Source organism: Sinimarinibacterium thermocellulolyticum (assembly GCF_040327995.1).
GTDB classification, from domain to species: domain Bacteria; phylum Pseudomonadota; class Gammaproteobacteria; order Nevskiales; family Nevskiaceae; genus Solimonas; species Solimonas thermocellulolyticum.
This window is the reverse complement of record NZ_JBEPIJ010000001.1, coordinates 187,267-202,217: the sequence shown is the minus strand read 5'-3', so window position 1 is coordinate 202,217 and position 14,951 is coordinate 187,267. Positions and strand designations below refer to the sequence as shown.

The 14,951-nt window shown below is 65.8% G+C and carries 18 protein-coding genes; 7 read left to right on the top strand and 11 right to left on the bottom strand.

Translation table 11 applies throughout. The annotated features are described in order from the left end of the window. Positions 1-9: 9 nt before the first annotated feature. The 9 genes from ptsP to ABSH63_RS00985 form a co-directional block, all read right to left on the bottom strand. Complete coding sequence (gene ptsP, locus ABSH63_RS01025) at positions 10-1,743, bottom strand: phosphoenolpyruvate--protein phosphotransferase (RefSeq protein ID WP_352886577.1); 1,734 nt, start codon at positions 1,741-1,743, stop codon at positions 10-12. A gap of 88 nt (positions 1,744-1,831) precedes the next feature. Further along, positions 1,832-2,098: an HPr family phosphocarrier protein gene (locus ABSH63_RS01020; protein WP_352886576.1), complete on the bottom strand. Its 267-nt coding sequence runs from the start codon at positions 2,096-2,098 to the stop codon at positions 1,832-1,834. 98 nt (positions 2,099-2,196) lie between these two features. After that, positions 2,197-2,586 (bottom strand): PTS sugar transporter subunit IIA, encoded by a 390-nt coding sequence (locus ABSH63_RS01015; RefSeq protein ID WP_352886575.1) that lies wholly within the window; start codon positions 2,584-2,586, stop codon positions 2,197-2,199. After that, positions 2,583-3,476, bottom strand: a complete 894-nt coding sequence (gene rapZ / locus ABSH63_RS01010) for an RNase adapter RapZ (RefSeq protein ID WP_352886573.1) — start codon at positions 3,474-3,476, stop codon at positions 2,583-2,585. Before rapZ ends, ABSH63_RS01015 begins: the two co-directional genes overlap by 4 nt. Before the next feature lie 46 nt (positions 3,477-3,522). Then, positions 3,523-4,101 carry a hypothetical protein gene (locus ABSH63_RS01005; RefSeq protein ID WP_352886572.1) on the bottom strand — a complete coding sequence of 193 codons (579 nt, stop codon included), beginning with the start codon at positions 4,099-4,101 and terminating at the stop codon, positions 3,523-3,525. Between the two features lie 7 nt (positions 4,102-4,108). Then, complete coding sequence (locus ABSH63_RS01000) at positions 4,109-4,570, bottom strand: PTS sugar transporter subunit IIA (protein ID WP_352886570.1); 462 nt, start codon at positions 4,568-4,570, stop codon at positions 4,109-4,111. Between the two features lie 151 nt (positions 4,571-4,721). Next, on the bottom strand, positions 4,722-5,054 hold the full coding sequence (gene hpf / locus ABSH63_RS00995) for a ribosome hibernation-promoting factor, HPF/YfiA family (protein WP_352886568.1): 333 nt from the start codon (positions 5,052-5,054) through the stop codon (positions 4,722-4,724). A gap of 32 nt (positions 5,055-5,086) precedes the next feature. Further along, entirely contained in the window at positions 5,087-6,544 is a 1,458-nt protein-coding gene (locus ABSH63_RS00990) for an RNA polymerase factor sigma-54 (RefSeq protein ID WP_352886567.1), read from the bottom strand. Between the two features lie 79 nt (positions 6,545-6,623). Next, the gene (locus ABSH63_RS00985; protein ID WP_352886565.1) at positions 6,624-7,103 is read right to left on the bottom strand and encodes a DUF4399 domain-containing protein; all 480 of its coding nucleotides are present in this window, start codon (positions 7,101-7,103) and stop codon (positions 6,624-6,626) included. A gap of 296 nt (positions 7,104-7,399) precedes the next feature. Between ABSH63_RS00985 and ABSH63_RS00980 the strand changes: the two genes are divergently transcribed. Both ABSH63_RS00980 and ABSH63_RS00975 read left to right on the top strand, forming a co-directional pair. Continuing rightward, positions 7,400-8,713, top strand: a complete 1,314-nt coding sequence (locus ABSH63_RS00980) for a DEAD/DEAH box helicase (RefSeq protein WP_352886563.1) — start codon at positions 7,400-7,402, stop codon at positions 8,711-8,713. A gap of 21 nt (positions 8,714-8,734) precedes the next feature. Further along, positions 8,735-9,007 carry an RNA recognition motif domain-containing protein gene (locus tag ABSH63_RS00975; RefSeq protein WP_352886561.1) on the top strand — a complete coding sequence of 91 codons (273 nt, stop codon included), beginning with the start codon at positions 8,735-8,737 and terminating at the stop codon, positions 9,005-9,007. A gap of 59 nt (positions 9,008-9,066) precedes the next feature. Here ABSH63_RS00975 and rpiA read toward each other — a convergent pair whose 3' ends face one another. Both rpiA and ABSH63_RS00965 read right to left on the bottom strand, forming a co-directional pair. Beyond that, complete coding sequence (rpiA, locus tag ABSH63_RS00970) at positions 9,067-9,738, bottom strand: ribose-5-phosphate isomerase RpiA (protein ID WP_352886904.1); 672 nt, start codon at positions 9,736-9,738, stop codon at positions 9,067-9,069. A 2-nt stretch (positions 9,739-9,740) separates the two neighbouring features. Next, positions 9,741-10,454 (bottom strand): YggS family pyridoxal phosphate-dependent enzyme, encoded by a 714-nt coding sequence (locus ABSH63_RS00965; protein ID WP_352886558.1) that lies wholly within the window; start codon positions 10,452-10,454, stop codon positions 9,741-9,743. Positions 10,455-10,558: 104 nt separating this feature from the next. Here ABSH63_RS00965 and ABSH63_RS00960 point away from each other — a divergent pair, with 104 nt between their 5' ends. The 5 genes from ABSH63_RS00960 (at position 10,559) to rpsI (ending at position 14,892) form a co-directional block, all read left to right on the top strand. Beyond that, positions 10,559-11,599, top strand: a complete 1,041-nt coding sequence (locus tag ABSH63_RS00960; RefSeq protein WP_352886555.1) for a type IV pilus twitching motility protein PilT — start codon at positions 10,559-10,561, stop codon at positions 11,597-11,599. 18 nt (positions 11,600-11,617) lie between these two features. Further along, positions 11,618-12,784 carry a PilT/PilU family type 4a pilus ATPase gene (locus ABSH63_RS00955; protein ID WP_352886553.1) on the top strand — a complete coding sequence of 389 codons (1,167 nt, stop codon included), beginning with the start codon at positions 11,618-11,620 and terminating at the stop codon, positions 12,782-12,784. Between the two features lie 12 nt (positions 12,785-12,796). Beyond that, positions 12,797-13,861, top strand: a complete 1,065-nt coding sequence (locus ABSH63_RS00950) for a PilT/PilU family type 4a pilus ATPase (RefSeq protein ID WP_352886550.1) — start codon at positions 12,797-12,799, stop codon at positions 13,859-13,861. A gap of 182 nt (positions 13,862-14,043) precedes the next feature. Next, positions 14,044-14,472, top strand: coding sequence for a 50S ribosomal protein L13 (gene rplM / locus ABSH63_RS00945; RefSeq protein ID WP_352886548.1), 429 nt, complete (start codon positions 14,044-14,046; stop codon positions 14,470-14,472). 21 nt (positions 14,473-14,493) lie between these two features. Continuing rightward, the gene (gene rpsI, locus ABSH63_RS00940; protein ID WP_352886545.1) at positions 14,494-14,892 is read left to right on the top strand and encodes a 30S ribosomal protein S9; all 399 of its coding nucleotides are present in this window, start codon (positions 14,494-14,496) and stop codon (positions 14,890-14,892) included. Positions 14,893-14,951: the final 59 nt, after the last annotated feature.

Here is a 14,951-nt window from a genome sequence, read left to right as displayed (position 1 = left end):
GCCGGCGGGTCAGAGCTGGTCGAGCAGCGCGATGCGCTCGCGTAGCTCCTGCGGATCTTTGCGTTCGAGTGCGTCCTGCATCGCCGCACGCAGCTTGGCGACGTCGGACTCGACGACGATCTGCTTGATCTCGAGGATGTTGTTCGGGTGCATGGAGAAATCGGTGAGCCCGAGCGCGAGCAGCAAGCGCGTGAAGCGCGGATCGCCGGCCATCTCGCCGCACATCGCCACCGGGATCCCGGCGCTTCGTCCCGATTCGATCGTGTGGCGGATCAGGTGCAGCACGGCGGGGTGCAGCGGGTCATACAGATAATTGACTTCGTCGTCGACGCGGTCGATCGCCAGCGTGTACTGGATCAGGTCGTTGGTGCCGATCGAGAAGAAGCGCGCGTGCCGCGCGAGCATCGGCGCGGCGATCGCCGCCGCCGGAACCTCGATCATCGCGCCGATCGGCACGTCTGGCGCAAAGGGCTTGCCCTCGGCGCGCAGCTCCTCGCGCGCCGACTCGATCAACGCCGAGGCTTGGCAGAACTCCTGCAGGTTGGAGATCATCGGTAGCATGATCTGCACGCGGCCGTGGCTGGACGCGCGCAGTAGCGCGCGCACCTGCACGCGGAACAATTCGGGCTCTTTCAGGCACAGCCGGATCGCGCGCAGCCCCAGGGCCGGATTGGTCGGCAGCGGACCATGGCTGCGGCCGCTGTCGACCTGCTTGTCGGCGCCCAGATCCAGCGTGCGGATCGTGATCGTGCCGGACACCGCCGAGACGATACGCGCGTACGCCTCGTACTGTTCGTCCTCGCTCGGCAATTCCTTGCGGTTCATGTAGAGGAACTCCGTGCGGTACAGGCCGACGCCCTGGGCGCCGGCTTCCTCGGCGATGCGCGCGTCCTCCGGCAGCTCGATGTTCGCCAGCAGGCGGATCGGCACGCCGTCGCGCGAGATCGCATCGCGCCCTTTGAGCCGTACCAGGCCGGCGCGGTGACGCGCGTGCTTGCGCTGCTTGTCGCGGTAGAACGAAAGGGCCAGCTCATCGGGGTCGGCGAGGACATGGCCGGTCTCGCCGTCGACGATGACGGTTTCGTTGTCGCGCAGCAGGCGGCGCGCGTCGCGCAGGCCGACGACTGCGGGGATGCCGAGGCTGCGCGCCAGAATCGCCGTGTGCGACAGCGGTCCGCCGTACTCGGTGACGAAGGCGGCGACCTGCTGCTGTGCGAGCAGGATGATGTCGGCCGGGGTGACGTCGTCGGCGACGACGACCGTCGGTTCTCCTTGCTCGCCGCGCGCGCACAGCTGCCGGTCCGACTTGAGCAGGATGCGCAGGATACGGCTGCAGACGTGTTCGACATCGTCGCGGCGCGTGCGCAGATAGGCGTCGTCCATCTGCTCGAACACCGAGATCAACGCATCGCGCGTGCGCAGCAGTGCCGCCTCGGCATTGATGCGCGCGTTGCGGATGTGCGTGATCGTGGCGTCGGTGATGGAGCGATCGTCCATCATCAGGATGTGCGTGTCGATGAATGCGGCGATGTCGCCCGGTGTGCCCTCGGGGATGCGCTCGCGCACTTCGCGCAGCTGTGCCTTGGCGAGCCCGTGCGCGTCGAGGAAACGCTGTACCTCGTCGCCGACGTCCGCGGCGGCGAGCGTGTACTCCGGTACGTCGAGATCGCCGCCGTGCACCTTCTGTACGCGGGCGATGGCGATCCCGCGCGAAACGCCGATGCCGGAGAGCCACAGGCTCATGCGCGGCCTCCGGTCGCACGGTTTCCAGTAGCGGCAACGGCCGTTCTCCTGACTGGAAACTGGAAACTGGAAACTGGAAACGGCTTCATCACTCGTCTTCGCCGAAGCGATCGGCGACGAGCTGCGCCAGTTCGTCGAGGGCCTGTGCGGCGTCCTCGCCGTCTGCGATCAGCGTGATCTGCGAACCGCGCGCGGCCGCCAGCATCAGTACGCCCATGATCGACTTGCCGCTGACTTCGCGGCCGTCCTTGCGGATGCGGATCTCGGCCGCGAACTTGCTGGCCAGCGTCACCAGCTTGGCAGCGGCGCGGGCGTGCAGGCCGAGTTTGTTGACGATGTCGACGGTGCGTTCCATTCAGGGCAGTTTCCAGATTCCAGTTTGCGGTTTCCAGCAACAGCGATCCGCCAGTGTCTTTTCCGGGAACTGGCAGCCACCGACTGGATGCTGCCTGATCATGGACACTCGATGATGCCGCGGCTGCCGCCTTCGACGGCACTCTTGGCCATCTCGTGCAGCGGCAGCGTGGGGTAGTTGAAGATGCGCACCAGCATTGGCAGGTTCACGCCGGCGACCACCGCGCACCGGTGTGTCGCGCGCAGCTTGTTGGCAATGTTGCTCGGCGTCGAGCCGAAGGCGTCGGTGAGGATCAAAACGCCGTCCCCGGAGTCCAGGCGCTCGAGCATCTTGCTGCCCTGGCGGATCAGGACCTCGTGAGCGGACACGCGGCGCACCTCGAGCACGTCGGCGGCCAGCGGGAGCTCGCCGAGCATGTCGCGCAGCGTATCGAGCAGGTGATGGCCGAGCTTGCCGTGCATCACCAGCAGCAGGCCGACGCGACTCATGGCGAGCCTTCCGGCTTGCGCCGCTCGACGCCGTTCCACAGTTCACGATGGCGCACGGAGAGTTGTTCGTAGTTTGCGCGCAGCGCTTCGGCGAGGCGCTCGACCACGTAGACGCTGCGATGCTGGCCCCCGGTGCAGCCGATGGCGATCGTCAGGTAGGCGCGATCCTGCTTGCGGAACGCCGGCAGCCAGCGTTCGAGGAAATCGCGCAGGTCGCGGATCATGCGCTGCACTTCCGGGTGGTGCTCGAACCATGCGGCCACGGCGGCATCACGGCCGCTGAGCTTGCGCAGCGTCGGTTCCCAGTGCGGGTTGGGCAGACAGCGGACGTCGAAGACAAAGTCGGCGCTGTCGGGCAGGCCGTTGCGAAAGCCGAAGGATTCGAGCTGCACGATCAGCTTGCCAGCGCCGCCGCCGGGTACCTGAGCCTGAATCTCCTCGCGCAGCTCGTGAAGATTCTTGCCGGTGGTGTCGATGGTCGCGTCCGCACAACTGGCGATTGGCGCGAGCAGTTGCTGCTCTGCGCGGATCGCCTCCTGCAGCGAGACGTTGCCGCGGGCGAGCGGATGCGAGCGCCGGGTTTCCGAGTAGCGCCGCAACAGCACGCTTTCGTCGGCGCGCAGGAACAGCACCCGCGTCTGGATGCCGCGCGCGCGCAAGCGTTCGAGATAGCGTGGAAAGCGCGCGATCTCGCGCGGGCTTTCGCGTGCATCGACACCGATGGCCAGCTTGGCGTAGCGCTCGTCGGCGCCGCGCGTCGCACGCCGTGAGATCGGCCCAACCAGCGCCAGTGGCAGGTTGTCGATGCAGTAGTAGCCCAGATCCTCGTATTGCTTGAGGGCCACGGTCTTGCCGGCACCGGACAGGCCGCTGACGATGATCAGCTTCATCGCTGGCATCGCCCCTCGATGGCGAGCGCGGAGTCGTGGCGGCGATTCACGTGGGCTTGTCCGATGACTGGTGTCGATCCTGCTTGCTGATCTCCAGCATCTGCCTGCGCGTCAGGTCGACATCGGCGCGATAGCCTTTTCGACGCAGGCGCTCGTCGCGACAGGCGGCTTCGACCAGCACCGCGAGATTATGCCCGAGCCGCACCGGGATCGAGACCGTCGGCACTTCGACGCCGAGCACGCTACGCATCGAGCGTCGGCCGCTCAGGCGTTCGAGCCCGGTTTCCGATGGCGAGGCGGGTGTGTCCAAGGCAATGATCAGATCGAGACGGCTGGCGCCGAGCACGCTGCGCGCGCCGTAGAGCCGGCGCACGTTGAGGATGCCGAGGCTGCGTGCCTCGATGAAGCCCTGCAACAGGCGCGGACAGCGTCCGCGCAGCACGCCGCGTTCGACGGTGAACTCGGCGGCATCGTCGGCGACCAGACGATGACCGCGGCTGAGCAGTTCGAGCGCCAGCTCGCTCTTGCCGACGCCGCTGGCGCCGACGAGCAAGACGCCGATGCCATGCACGCGCATCAACACGCCGTGCAGCGTGGTCGGCGTGTTCGCCGCAGTGCGCGGCATGGGCGGATCAGCTCGCCGGCGTATAGGCGCTCAGTAGTCTGAAGAGCGCGCCTTCGTCGGCGGCCTCGCGCGCCTTTTGGCAGAACGTGCTGTCGGAGAACATCTCGGCGATCGCCGCGAGATGTTTGAGATGGGCTTCGGTTGCGCTCTGCGGGACCAGCAGGCCGAACACCAGATCGACTGGCTGGCCGTCGTGGGCGTCATAGTCGAGCGGGTGTTTGAGGCGCATGAAGGCGCCGACGCTCTCGTGGACACCGGCCATGCGGCCGTGCGGGATCGCGACCCCATGGCCAAGGCCGGTGCTGCCCAGCTTCTCGCGTGCCGACAGGCTGGCGAGGATGTCGGCCGCCTGCACCCCCGGCACGCCGCGCGCGAGCAGGTTCGACAGTTCCTCCAGCGCCTTCTTCTTGCTCGTGAACGTCTGCCCCTGGCTGACGCGGTCCTGCGACAGGATGTCTGCGATCTTCATGTTTCGTTTCGATACCCTTGCAAAAACTTGGGCCCGGCCACGGGGTGTGACCGGACCCTCGCGGATGCGCGGATTCTAGCAGCCGCGCGTCCGCCGTCCGTGGGCGTTGCGAGCGCTCACGGCCGTCGAGCCAAAGGCGCGGGGCAGGGCCTCACGAGCGCGTCGATATCGCCATGCGCTTGTGGGCTTGTTTCTGGTGATGGTCGCGCAGCTTCTCCTTGTACTTGCGCGTTTGCTGGTCCAGCTTGTCCGACATCAGATCGATCGCCGCGTACAGATCGCTATCGACGGCCTCCGCATGCATGTTGGCGCCGCTCGCGTGCACGGTCGCCTCCGCCTTCTGGCGCTGCTTTTCGACCGACAGAACCACCTCCGCACTGATCAGGTGGTCGAAGTGCCGTTCGAGCTTCTTGAGCTTGGCGACGACGTAGTCGCGCATCGGCGGCGTGACTTCGACATGGTGACCGGAGATGTTCAGATTCATCGTGGACCTCCTGGGCGTAACGGATGCCGGTTTCAGGCCGGCGGTCTGCGCTCGTGCGAGGGGGGGATCCCCAGGCCTTCGCGGTATTTGGCAACGGTACGACGTGCGACTTGGATGCCCTCCTTGAGCAAGAGTTCGGAAAGGGTGGCGTCGGACAGCGGGCGCGCGGGATTCTCGTTGGTGATCAAGCGCTTGATCATGGCCTGGATCGCGGTGGCTGAGCACACGCCGCCGCCCGTGGTCTGGACGTGGCTGGAGAAAAAATACTTGAGTTCGAAGAGCCCACGTGGCGTGAGCATGTACTTGTTGGCTGTGGCGCGTGAAACGGTCGATTCATGTATGCCCAGCTGTTCGGCGATGTCGCGTAGCACCAAAGGGCGCATCGCTTCGGGTCCATATTCCAGAAAAGCGCGTTGTTCTTCAACTATGGACTGGGCCACGCGCAGCAAAGTTTCGTTGCGGGCTTCGAGGCTGTTGAGAAAGTAACGCGCCTCCTGCAGATGCTGCTTGAGCATCTGCTGGTCCGTTGAGGTATCGGCACGGCGGATCAGACCTTGATAGTGGCTGTTGATGCGCAGGCGCGGGGTGAGTTCAGAGTTCAGGCTCACCACCCAGCGATCATTCTTGCGATGAACGAAGACGTCCGGCGCCACGTAAGCCGATTCGTGAGGCTTGAAGGCCTGACCCGGGTGCGGCTGCAGCGTGCGGATCAGGGCCAGCGCGGCGTCGACCGTCGCCACGTCCAGACCGCTGGCACGGCTCAGCGCCGCGCTGTCGCGACGGGCGAGCAGGGGCAGGTGGCGCTCGACCAGGATCAGCGCCGCCTGCGCTCCGGGCGTGCGCGCCGGCAGCGACTCGATCTGCAGACGCAGGCATTCGCCCAGATCGCGTGCGGCGACACCAGTCGGGTCGAACTCCTGCAACTTGGCGAGTACCGCTTCGACCTCGGCGGCGCCGGCGCCCAGGGTGTTCGAGAGCTCTTCGAGCAGCGCCGGCCAGTCGCGCAGATAACCGTCCTCGTCGATGGCGTCGATCAGATATTCGGCGATCGCCAGCTCCTCGACCGCGAACGGGGCGACGCGCGCCTGTTCGAGCAGATGTTCGCGCAGGCCGGTGGCCTTGTGCAGATTGGCTTCGAGAAACTCGCGCAGCTCGTCGTCGTCACGTCGCGCGGCCGCCGGCAGGTCATCGAAGACATCGCCCCAGTCGGCGTCGACCGGCATCTCGTCGGGAATGTCGCCGTCGTCGCGCAGTTCCAGGGACTCGGTAGCGTCGCGGTCGGCGGCTTCGGCCGGCTCGGTCGATTCGTCCGGACCAGCGGCCTCGGCCGGCGCCGGCTCGTCGCGTTCGAGCAGGATGTTGGCGTCCAGCGCCTGCTCGATCTCCTGCTGCAGGTCCAGGCTCGATAACTGCAGCAGGCGGATCGCCTGCTGCAGCGCCGGGGTCATCGTCAGCGACTGGCCGAGCCGCAGGCCGAGGGATGACTTCATCGAGCGGCGGTCTCCGGCGATGAGTTTTCAGTCTGCGACTGCGGCCGCTGCCCGGACGGGTTTCGCAACCGCTGCGGGCTCACTTGACGGTGATGGTGATCTTCTCGGATTGCACCGCGGGGTTGTGCGGTTGGTGCTTCCAGTCGGCGAGCAGCAGTTGCAGCGTGTGCTTGCCCGGCGTGAGCTCGATCATGGTTTCGGTCTGGCCGCCGCCAAAGTGCACGATCTGCTCGGTGGCCGGCAGTGGCTTGGTGTAGTCGATCTCGGGGCTGTCGATCAGCAGGTGGTGATGGCCCGTGCCGGCCTGGTTCACACCGGCCGGAGCCACGCCCATGCCGCGCAGGCCGAACACCACGCGCACCGGGCTGGTCACCACGGCGCCGTCGGCCGGCTCGATGATGTACACCTTGGCGCCAGGTGTGGCGGCTTGTGGCAGGCTGAGCTCCTCCTCGGCGCGCTGCGAGGCCTGCTGCTTGGCCACGTCCTTGAGCGCCTTCCAGCTGTCGGCGTGGGCAGGCAGCGCGAGCAATACGGCGGCGGCAAAGATGACGGGTTTCATGATCGGCGTCCTCGGGGCTGAGATTTGGTCAAAAGTTCGGCACACATCTTGCGTGCCACGTGATCCAAGATTAGGTGAATTGGTTCGCGATCGCTATACTGCTCGGCGTTTGTGAGGCGCATCGTCGGTTTGCGCTCAACGTCGTCGGGCGAGTTTGGTCCGTGACGCCGCAAACCGGCTGGCGAATCGTCCCCCCGCAAGCCTCGGAATTCCCCGCCTGAACCGGCCCCGGCAGCGCTTTGACTGTCCGGCAGGCTCCGCGGCTTTTTCGCCGCACCGATGTTCAGGAGATGACAATGTCGTTCGAAACGCTGGGCCTGGCGCCGCCCTTGCTACGCGCCGTGGCCGCCCAGGGCTACACCACGCCCACACCGATCCAGCAACGCGCCGTACCCGAGATTCTTGCCGGCCGCGACCTCGTCGCCGCCGCGCAGACCGGCACCGGCAAGACGGCCGCGTTCACGCTGCCGCTGCTGCACCGCTTGTCGCAGCAGCCGGCCGATGCATCACGCCGGCACGTGCGCGTATTGGTGCTCGTGCCTACGCGCGAGCTGGCGGTGCAGGTCGAGGACAGCGTGCGCACCTACGGCAAGGATCTGCCGGCGCTGCGCACCGCGCTGATCTTCGGTGGCGTCAACATCAAGCCGCAGATCGAGACGCTGCGCCGCGGCGTCGACATCGTCGTCGCCACCCCGGGGCGGTTGCTCGACCACGTCCAGCGGCGCACCGTGGATCTGTCGCACGTCGGCATCTTCGTGCTCGACGAAGCCGACCGCATGCTTGACATGGGCTTCATCCGCGACATCCACCGCGTCATCGCGCTGCTGCCGGCGCAGCGCCAGAACCTGCTGTTCTCGGCGACGTTTGCGCCGGAGATCCGCAAGCTCGCCGAGGGCTTGCTGCGCGATCCGGCCACCATCGACATCGCCCCGCGCAACAGCGCCGCCGAGGCGGTGACGCAGCGCGCGATCTTCGTTGAGAAATCGGATAAGGCGGGGCTGCTGGCCTATATGATCAGCCGCTTCGACTGGCGCCAGGTGCTGGTGTTCACGCGTACCAAGCACGGCGCCAACCGCCTGACCGAGCGCCTGATCAAGGACGGCATCGCGGCGGCGGCGCTGCACGGTAACAAGAGCCAGAACGCGCGGCTCAAGGCGCTGGACGGTTTCAAGTCCGGGCAGGTGCGCGCACTGGTTGCGACCGACATCGCCGCACGCGGGCTCGACATCGACCAGTTGCCCTACGTCGTCAATTACGAGCTGCCGGCAGTCGCCGAGGACTATGTGCACCGCATCGGCCGCACCGGGCGCGCGGGGCAGGTTGGCGAGGCGATCTCGCTGGTTTGCCGCGACGAGTACGGGCAGTGGCGCGGCATCGAAAAGCTGCTGCGCCGCCGCGTGCCCGCGTTCGAGGTCGAGGGCTACGTGCCGCGCGCCGCGTCGGCTGAATCGATAAAGACCGAGCGGCCGCAGGCCGATCGCGGTCGCGTCCAGCCGCGACACCCGCGCAACGCGCCGGCGAGCAAGCCCGCCGCGCGTGAACACCGGAGCGAGCACCCGGCTCCTGCCAAGCGTCGACGTCGCCGTCGCGGGGCACGCCAGGCATCCTGAACCACCCGAAAGGAGAACGACATGAAGCGAGTATTCGCTGGCAACCTGCCCTCAGACACGACCGAGCGTGAGCTCAGCGAGCTCTTTGCCGGCTTCGGCAAGGTGTTCTCGATCAAGCTGGCGCACGACGTGTTCAGCGGTCAGTGCAAGGGTTTCGGCTTCATCGAGATGGAGGGCCACGAAGCGCGCGCCGCGATCGCCGGCCTCAACGGCAAGGAGCTGCGCGGCAAGCCGCTCAAGGTCAATGAGGAGAAGCCGCGCGACCACAAGCGCGGCGGTCCGCGCCGGCGCTAAAGCGCGCTACCGCGCGCAGCAATGCCCCGGCGTCCCGGCGACGTCCGGGGCCTTTTACGTCATCGCGCCTTGATGGTCCGCGTGCCGGAGGGGCCGCCGACGATCAGCACGTCCGCTGGTCGCTGTGCGAACAGGCCGACGCTGACGACGCCGGCAATGGCGTTGACGCGTGCCTCCAGCTCGACCGGGTTGACGATGTCGAGGCCGCGCACGTCGAGAATCAGGTTGCCGTTGTCGGTGGTCACGCCGTCGCGCAGCACCGGATGACCGCCGAGCGCGGTGAGCTGGCGGCCGACGTAGGAGCGCGCCATCGGAATCACCTCGACCGGCAGCGGGAACTTGCCGAGCACGCCGACCAGCTTGGACTCGTCGACGATGCAGACGAACGTGCGGCTCGCGGCGGCAATGATCTTCTCGCGCGTCAGCGCACCGCCGCCGCCTTTGATCAGTTGCAGGTGTGCATTGGCCTCGTCGGCGCCGTCCACATAGATCGACAGCGTGCCGGTGTCGTTCAGATCGAGCACGCGGATGCCGATCTTCTTCAGGCGTTCGGTGGTCGCGTTCGACGAGGACACGGCGCCCGGAATGTCGGCCTGCAGGCGTTTTTCGGCGATCAGGTCGATGAAGTGGTTGACGGTCGAGCCGGTGCCGACGCCGAGCACCTCGCCGGGTTCGAGGTAGGCCAGAGCGGCCTCGGCGGCCTTGCGCTTGGCGGCGTCTTGGGTAGTCATGTTCATGCGCGAGAGTCTACGTCATCGCTCGCGCGCGTTCGCGAGCCGAAGATCGCCGTGCCGATGCGGACCATGGTCGAGCCCTCCATGATCGCGGCTTCGAGATCCTCGGACATGCCGGCCGAGATCGTGTCGAGGGCGAGGCCCTCGGCCTTGAGCGATTCGAACAGCACGCGCAGCAGGCGAAACGGCGCGCGGGCATCCGTGCCAGGGGTGATGGGCGCCGGAATCGCCATCAGCCCGCGCAGGCGCAGCCGCGGCAGGGCAGCAACGGCGCGGCACAGGGCCGGCGCTGCGTCCGGCGTGCAGCCGGATTTGCTCGCCTCGCCGGACACGTTCACCTGGACGCAGACGTCGAGCGGCGGCAGATCGTACGGGCGCTGGTCGGATAGTCGCTGCGCGATTTTCAGCCGGTCGATGCCGTGCGCCCAGTCGAAATGCGCGGCGATGTCGCGCGTCTTGTTGGACTGGATCGGCCCGATGAAATGCCATTCGAGCCGCAGGTCGCGCAGCATCGCCTGCTTGGCCAGGGCCTCCTGCACATAGTTCTCGCCGAAGGCGCGCTGACCGGCGGCGGCGGCTTCGCGCACCGCGTCGGCGTCGAAGGTCTTGCTCACCGCGAGCAAGGCCACCGTGCCGGCATCGCGCCCGGCGAGGGTGCAGGCGCGCTCGATGCGCGCGCGCACCGCGTTCAGGCGGTCAGCGATGCGCGTCATGTTGCCTCGCCCCGGAATTGCCGATAACGTGCAGCCGGCCGGCGCCGGCGGATATTTCGCTGGGATTTCGGGGCATTGGACCACACGCTCAGGGAACGACTCGGATGGATATTGCGCAGTTGCTGACGTTCAGCGTCAAACAGGGCGCGTCGGATTTGCACCTGTCGGCCGGGGTCGAGCCGATGATCCGCGTCGACGGTGACGTCAAGCGCATCAACCTGCCGCCGCTGGACCACAAGCAGGTCCACGACATGGTGTACGACATCATGAACGACAAGCAGCGCAAGGCCTGGGACGAGTTCCTCGAGACCGACTTCTCGTTCGAGATTCCGGGTCTGGCGCGCTTTCGCGTCAACGCCTTCACCCAGGCGCGCGGCGCCGGTGCGGTGTTCCGCACGATTCCCTCGAAGATCCTGACGCTGGAAGAACTCAAGTGCCCGGCGATTTTCAAGGAGATCGCCGAATACCCGCGCGGCATCGTGCTCGTCACCGGACCCACCGGCTCCGGCAAGTCGACGACGCTGGCGGCCATGATCAACCACATCAACGAGAACGAGTACGGCCACATTCTCACCGTCGAGGACCCGATCGAGTTCGTGCATCAATCCAAGCGCTGTCTGATCAACCAGCGTGAGGTGCACCGTGACACGCTCGGCTTCAACGAGGCGCTGCGCTCGGCCTTGCGTGAGGACCCCGACGTGATCCTCGTCGGCGAGATGCGCGATCTGGAAACCATCCGCCTTGCGCTGACCGCGGCCGAGACCGGCCACCTGGTCTTCGGCACGTTGCATACCTCGTCGGCGGCCAAGACCGTCGACCGTATCGTCGACGTATTCCCGGCGGCGGAAAAAGACATGGTGCGCGCGATGCTGTCCGAGTCGCTGCGCGCGGTGATCTCGCAGACGCTGCTCAAGAAAAAGGGTGGCGGTCGCGTCGCCGCGCACGAGATCATGATCGGCACACCGGCGATCCGCAATCTGATTCGTGAGAACAAGGTCGCGCAGATGTACAGCGCGATTCAGACCGGCCAGAAGGAAGGCATGCAGACTCTCGACCAATGCCTCAAGGAACTGGTGCGCAAGGGCGTGACCTCGCTCGAAGAGGCGCGGATGCGCGCGGCCGATCCGCGCAGCTTCACCGTGTGAGTCCGGCAGGAGGCCGCCATGGATCGTGAACAAGCCGTCAAGCTGGTGCAGCAGCTGTTGACGCTGATGAAGCAAAAAGGTGCCTCGGATCTGTTCATCACCGCTGGTTTTCCGCCGGCGATCAAGCTCGACGGTCAGATGACGCCAGTGATGGACAAGCCGCTGTCGGCCGAGGCCGCCGCGATCATCGTGCGCTCGCTGATGAACGATCGCCAGATCAAGGACTTCGAGGCCAATAACGAATGCAACTTCGCGATCGCCCCGCCCGGCATCGGACGCTTTCGCGTCAACGCCTTCGTGCAGCAGAACCGCGTCGGCGGCGTGTTGCGCACGATCAATACCGAGATCCCGACCTTCGAGCAGCTCGGTCTGCCGCCGCAGCTCGCCAAGATCGTCATGGAAAAGCGCGGGCTGGTGCTGATGGTCGGCGCCACCGGTTCGGGAAAGTCCACCTCGCTGGCGGCGATGGTCGGCTATCGCAACCAGAACTCGCGCGGTCACATCATCACCATCGAGGACCCGATCGAGTACGTGCACCCGCACCAGGGCTGCATGATCACGCAGCGCGAGATCGGCACCGATACGCACTCCTGGGAGAACGCGCTCAAGAATACGCTGCGTCAGGCGCCGGACGTGATCCTGATCGGCGAGATCCGCACCCGCGAAGGCATGGAGTACGCGGTCAACTTCGCCGAGACCGGTCACCTCGTGCTGGCGACGCTGCACGCCAACAGCGCCAATCAGGCACTCGACCGCATCATCAATTTCTTCCCGGAGGAGAAGCGCGAGCAGTTGTTGATGGATTTGTCGCTCAATCTCAAGGCCATCATCTCTCAGCGACTGGTCCGTCGCGAGGGTGGAGGCCGCGTCGCGGCGATGGAGATCATGATCAACTCGCCGCTGATCGCCGACATGATCTTCAAGGGCGAGGTTGCCGGCATCAAGGAGGTCATGGCGCGCTCCAACGAGCAAGGCATGATCACCTTCGATCAGTTCCTGTTCCAGTTGTTCGAGGATGGGGTGATCGGTTACGACGAGGCGATCCGCAACGCCGATTCGCAGAATGAGCTGCGCCTGCGCGTGAAGCTCGAATCCAAGCGGGCACGCCAGAACCTGATGGACGACGAGGTCGTGCGCAAGATGCAGATGAAGGAGGACCCGTCCGCGAACATCGTCCGGCGCTGATCGAGTCGGCCCATGCTCAAGATCCTGCCTTACCTCAAGCTGTGTGTGGAGAAGAACGGCTCCGACCTGTTCTTCACCGCCAACGCGCCCGCTCAGATCAAGATCGAAGGCGAGCTGATGCCGATCGGCAAGAACGTGCTGACCCGCGAGTTCATCAAGGAGCTGGCGCTGTCGATCCTGTCGGACGAGCAGCAGAAGCACCTGCAGGAGCATCTGGAAATCGATCTCGCGACAGAGGCCGGCGGTCTTGGGCGCTTCCGCGTCAACATCTTCCACCAGCGCGGTTCGATCGGCATGGTGCTGCGCTACGTCCGTGCGCAGGTGCCCAGGCTCGATGATCTCGGCGGCATGCCGCCGGTCCTCAAGGATCTGATCCTGCACAAGCGCGGCCTGATTCTGATGGTCGGTGCCACCGGCGCAGGCAAGACCACCACGCTGGCGGCGATGATCAACCATCGCAACGAAACGCAGACCGGGCACATCCTCACCATCGAAGATCCGATCGAGTTCATCCATCCCAACAAGCGCAGCATCGTCAACCAGCGCGAAGTGGGGCAGGACACGGTGAGCTACGAGCGCGCGCTCAAGAGCGCTTTGCGCGAAGCCCCGGACGTGATCCTGGTCGGCGAGGTGCGTACGCGCGAGACCATGGATGCCTGCATCCAGCTCGCCAACACCGGCCATCTGGCGATCTCGACGCTGCACGCCAACAATGCCTATCAGGCGATGCAGCGCATCGTGAACCTGTACCCGGAAGCGATGCGCGAGCAGCTCTACATGGATCTGTCGCTGACCCTGCGCGCGATCATTTCGCAGCGACTGGTGCGGCGCAAGGATGGCAAGCGCTGTGCGGCGATGGAGGTCATGATCAACACGCCCTACGTGCAGGAGCTGATCCTGAGCAGGCGCATCGATGAGCTGCGCGAGGCCATGAACCAGTCCTCGGACAAGGGCATGCTCACCTTCGACAGCTCGCTCTACGGCCTGTACAGGTCGGGCATGATCACGCTCGAAGAGGCCCTGTCCAACGCCGATTCGCGCACCAATCTCGAAGCGAAGATCAATTTCGGCGGTTGACGCCCGTGCTTTGCACGCGCCGGCCAACCATGGCGCGGACGGTACACGTCAGCGGTGGAGTGGCTGCTTGCTTGATGGCGGTGTCGCAGGTAAAATCCGCGGCCTTTTCGAGGTTGCCGGACCCTCGTCGGTGCGGCAACCGAACCATAAATCGCCCCCAAGGGGCCTACTGGACTGGACCGATGAAGACCCTCTTCGCCAAGTCCGAGACCGTCAAGCGCGACTGGTTCGTGGTTGACGCAACGGACCAGCCGCTCGGCCGACTCGCGAGCGAAATCGCCCGTCGCCTGCGCGGCAAGCACAAGGCCGAATACACCCCGAACGTCGACACCGGCGATTACATCGTCGTCGTCAATGCCGAGAAGGTGAAGGTCACCGGCAACAAGCTCAAGGACAAGATCTATTACCGGCACACCGAGTATCCGGGCGGCATCCGCTCGCAGACGCTCGAAGAGCTGCTGGCCAAGCACCCCGAGCGCGCCATCGAGAAGGCGGTGAAGGGCATGCTGCCGAAAGGACCGCTGGGCTACGCCCAGTTGCGCAAGCTGAAGGTCTACGCCGGCGCGGAGCATCCGCATTCGGCGCAGCAGCCCAAGGCCCTCACACTCTAAAAAGCCCGGGACTTTCCAGCCATGGCCAAGACCATCGATTACAAGTACGGCACCGGTCGCCGCAAGACGGCGACGGCGCGCGTGTTCCTCAAGCCCGGCAAGGGCGAGATCACCATCAACGGCAAGTCCGTCGAGGACTATTTCGGCCGCGAGACCTCGCGCATGCTGGTGCGCCAGCCGCTCGAAGTGACCGACTCGGTCGGCCGCTTCGACATCAAGGTCACGGTCGCGGGCGGCGGCCCCAGCGGCCAGGCCGGTGCGATCCGCCACGGCATCACCCGGGCGCTGATCGACTACGACGAAGCCTTGCGTCCGGGCCTGCGCGCTGCCGGCTTGGTCACACGCGATGCGCGCGAGGTTGAGCGCAAGAAGGTCGGTCTGCACAAGGCGCGTCGCGGTACGCAATACTCCAAGCGCTAACAGGACCCGGCCGTCGGAAACACTCGGGTCTGTGCGGTATACTCTGCGGCCCGAGTGCC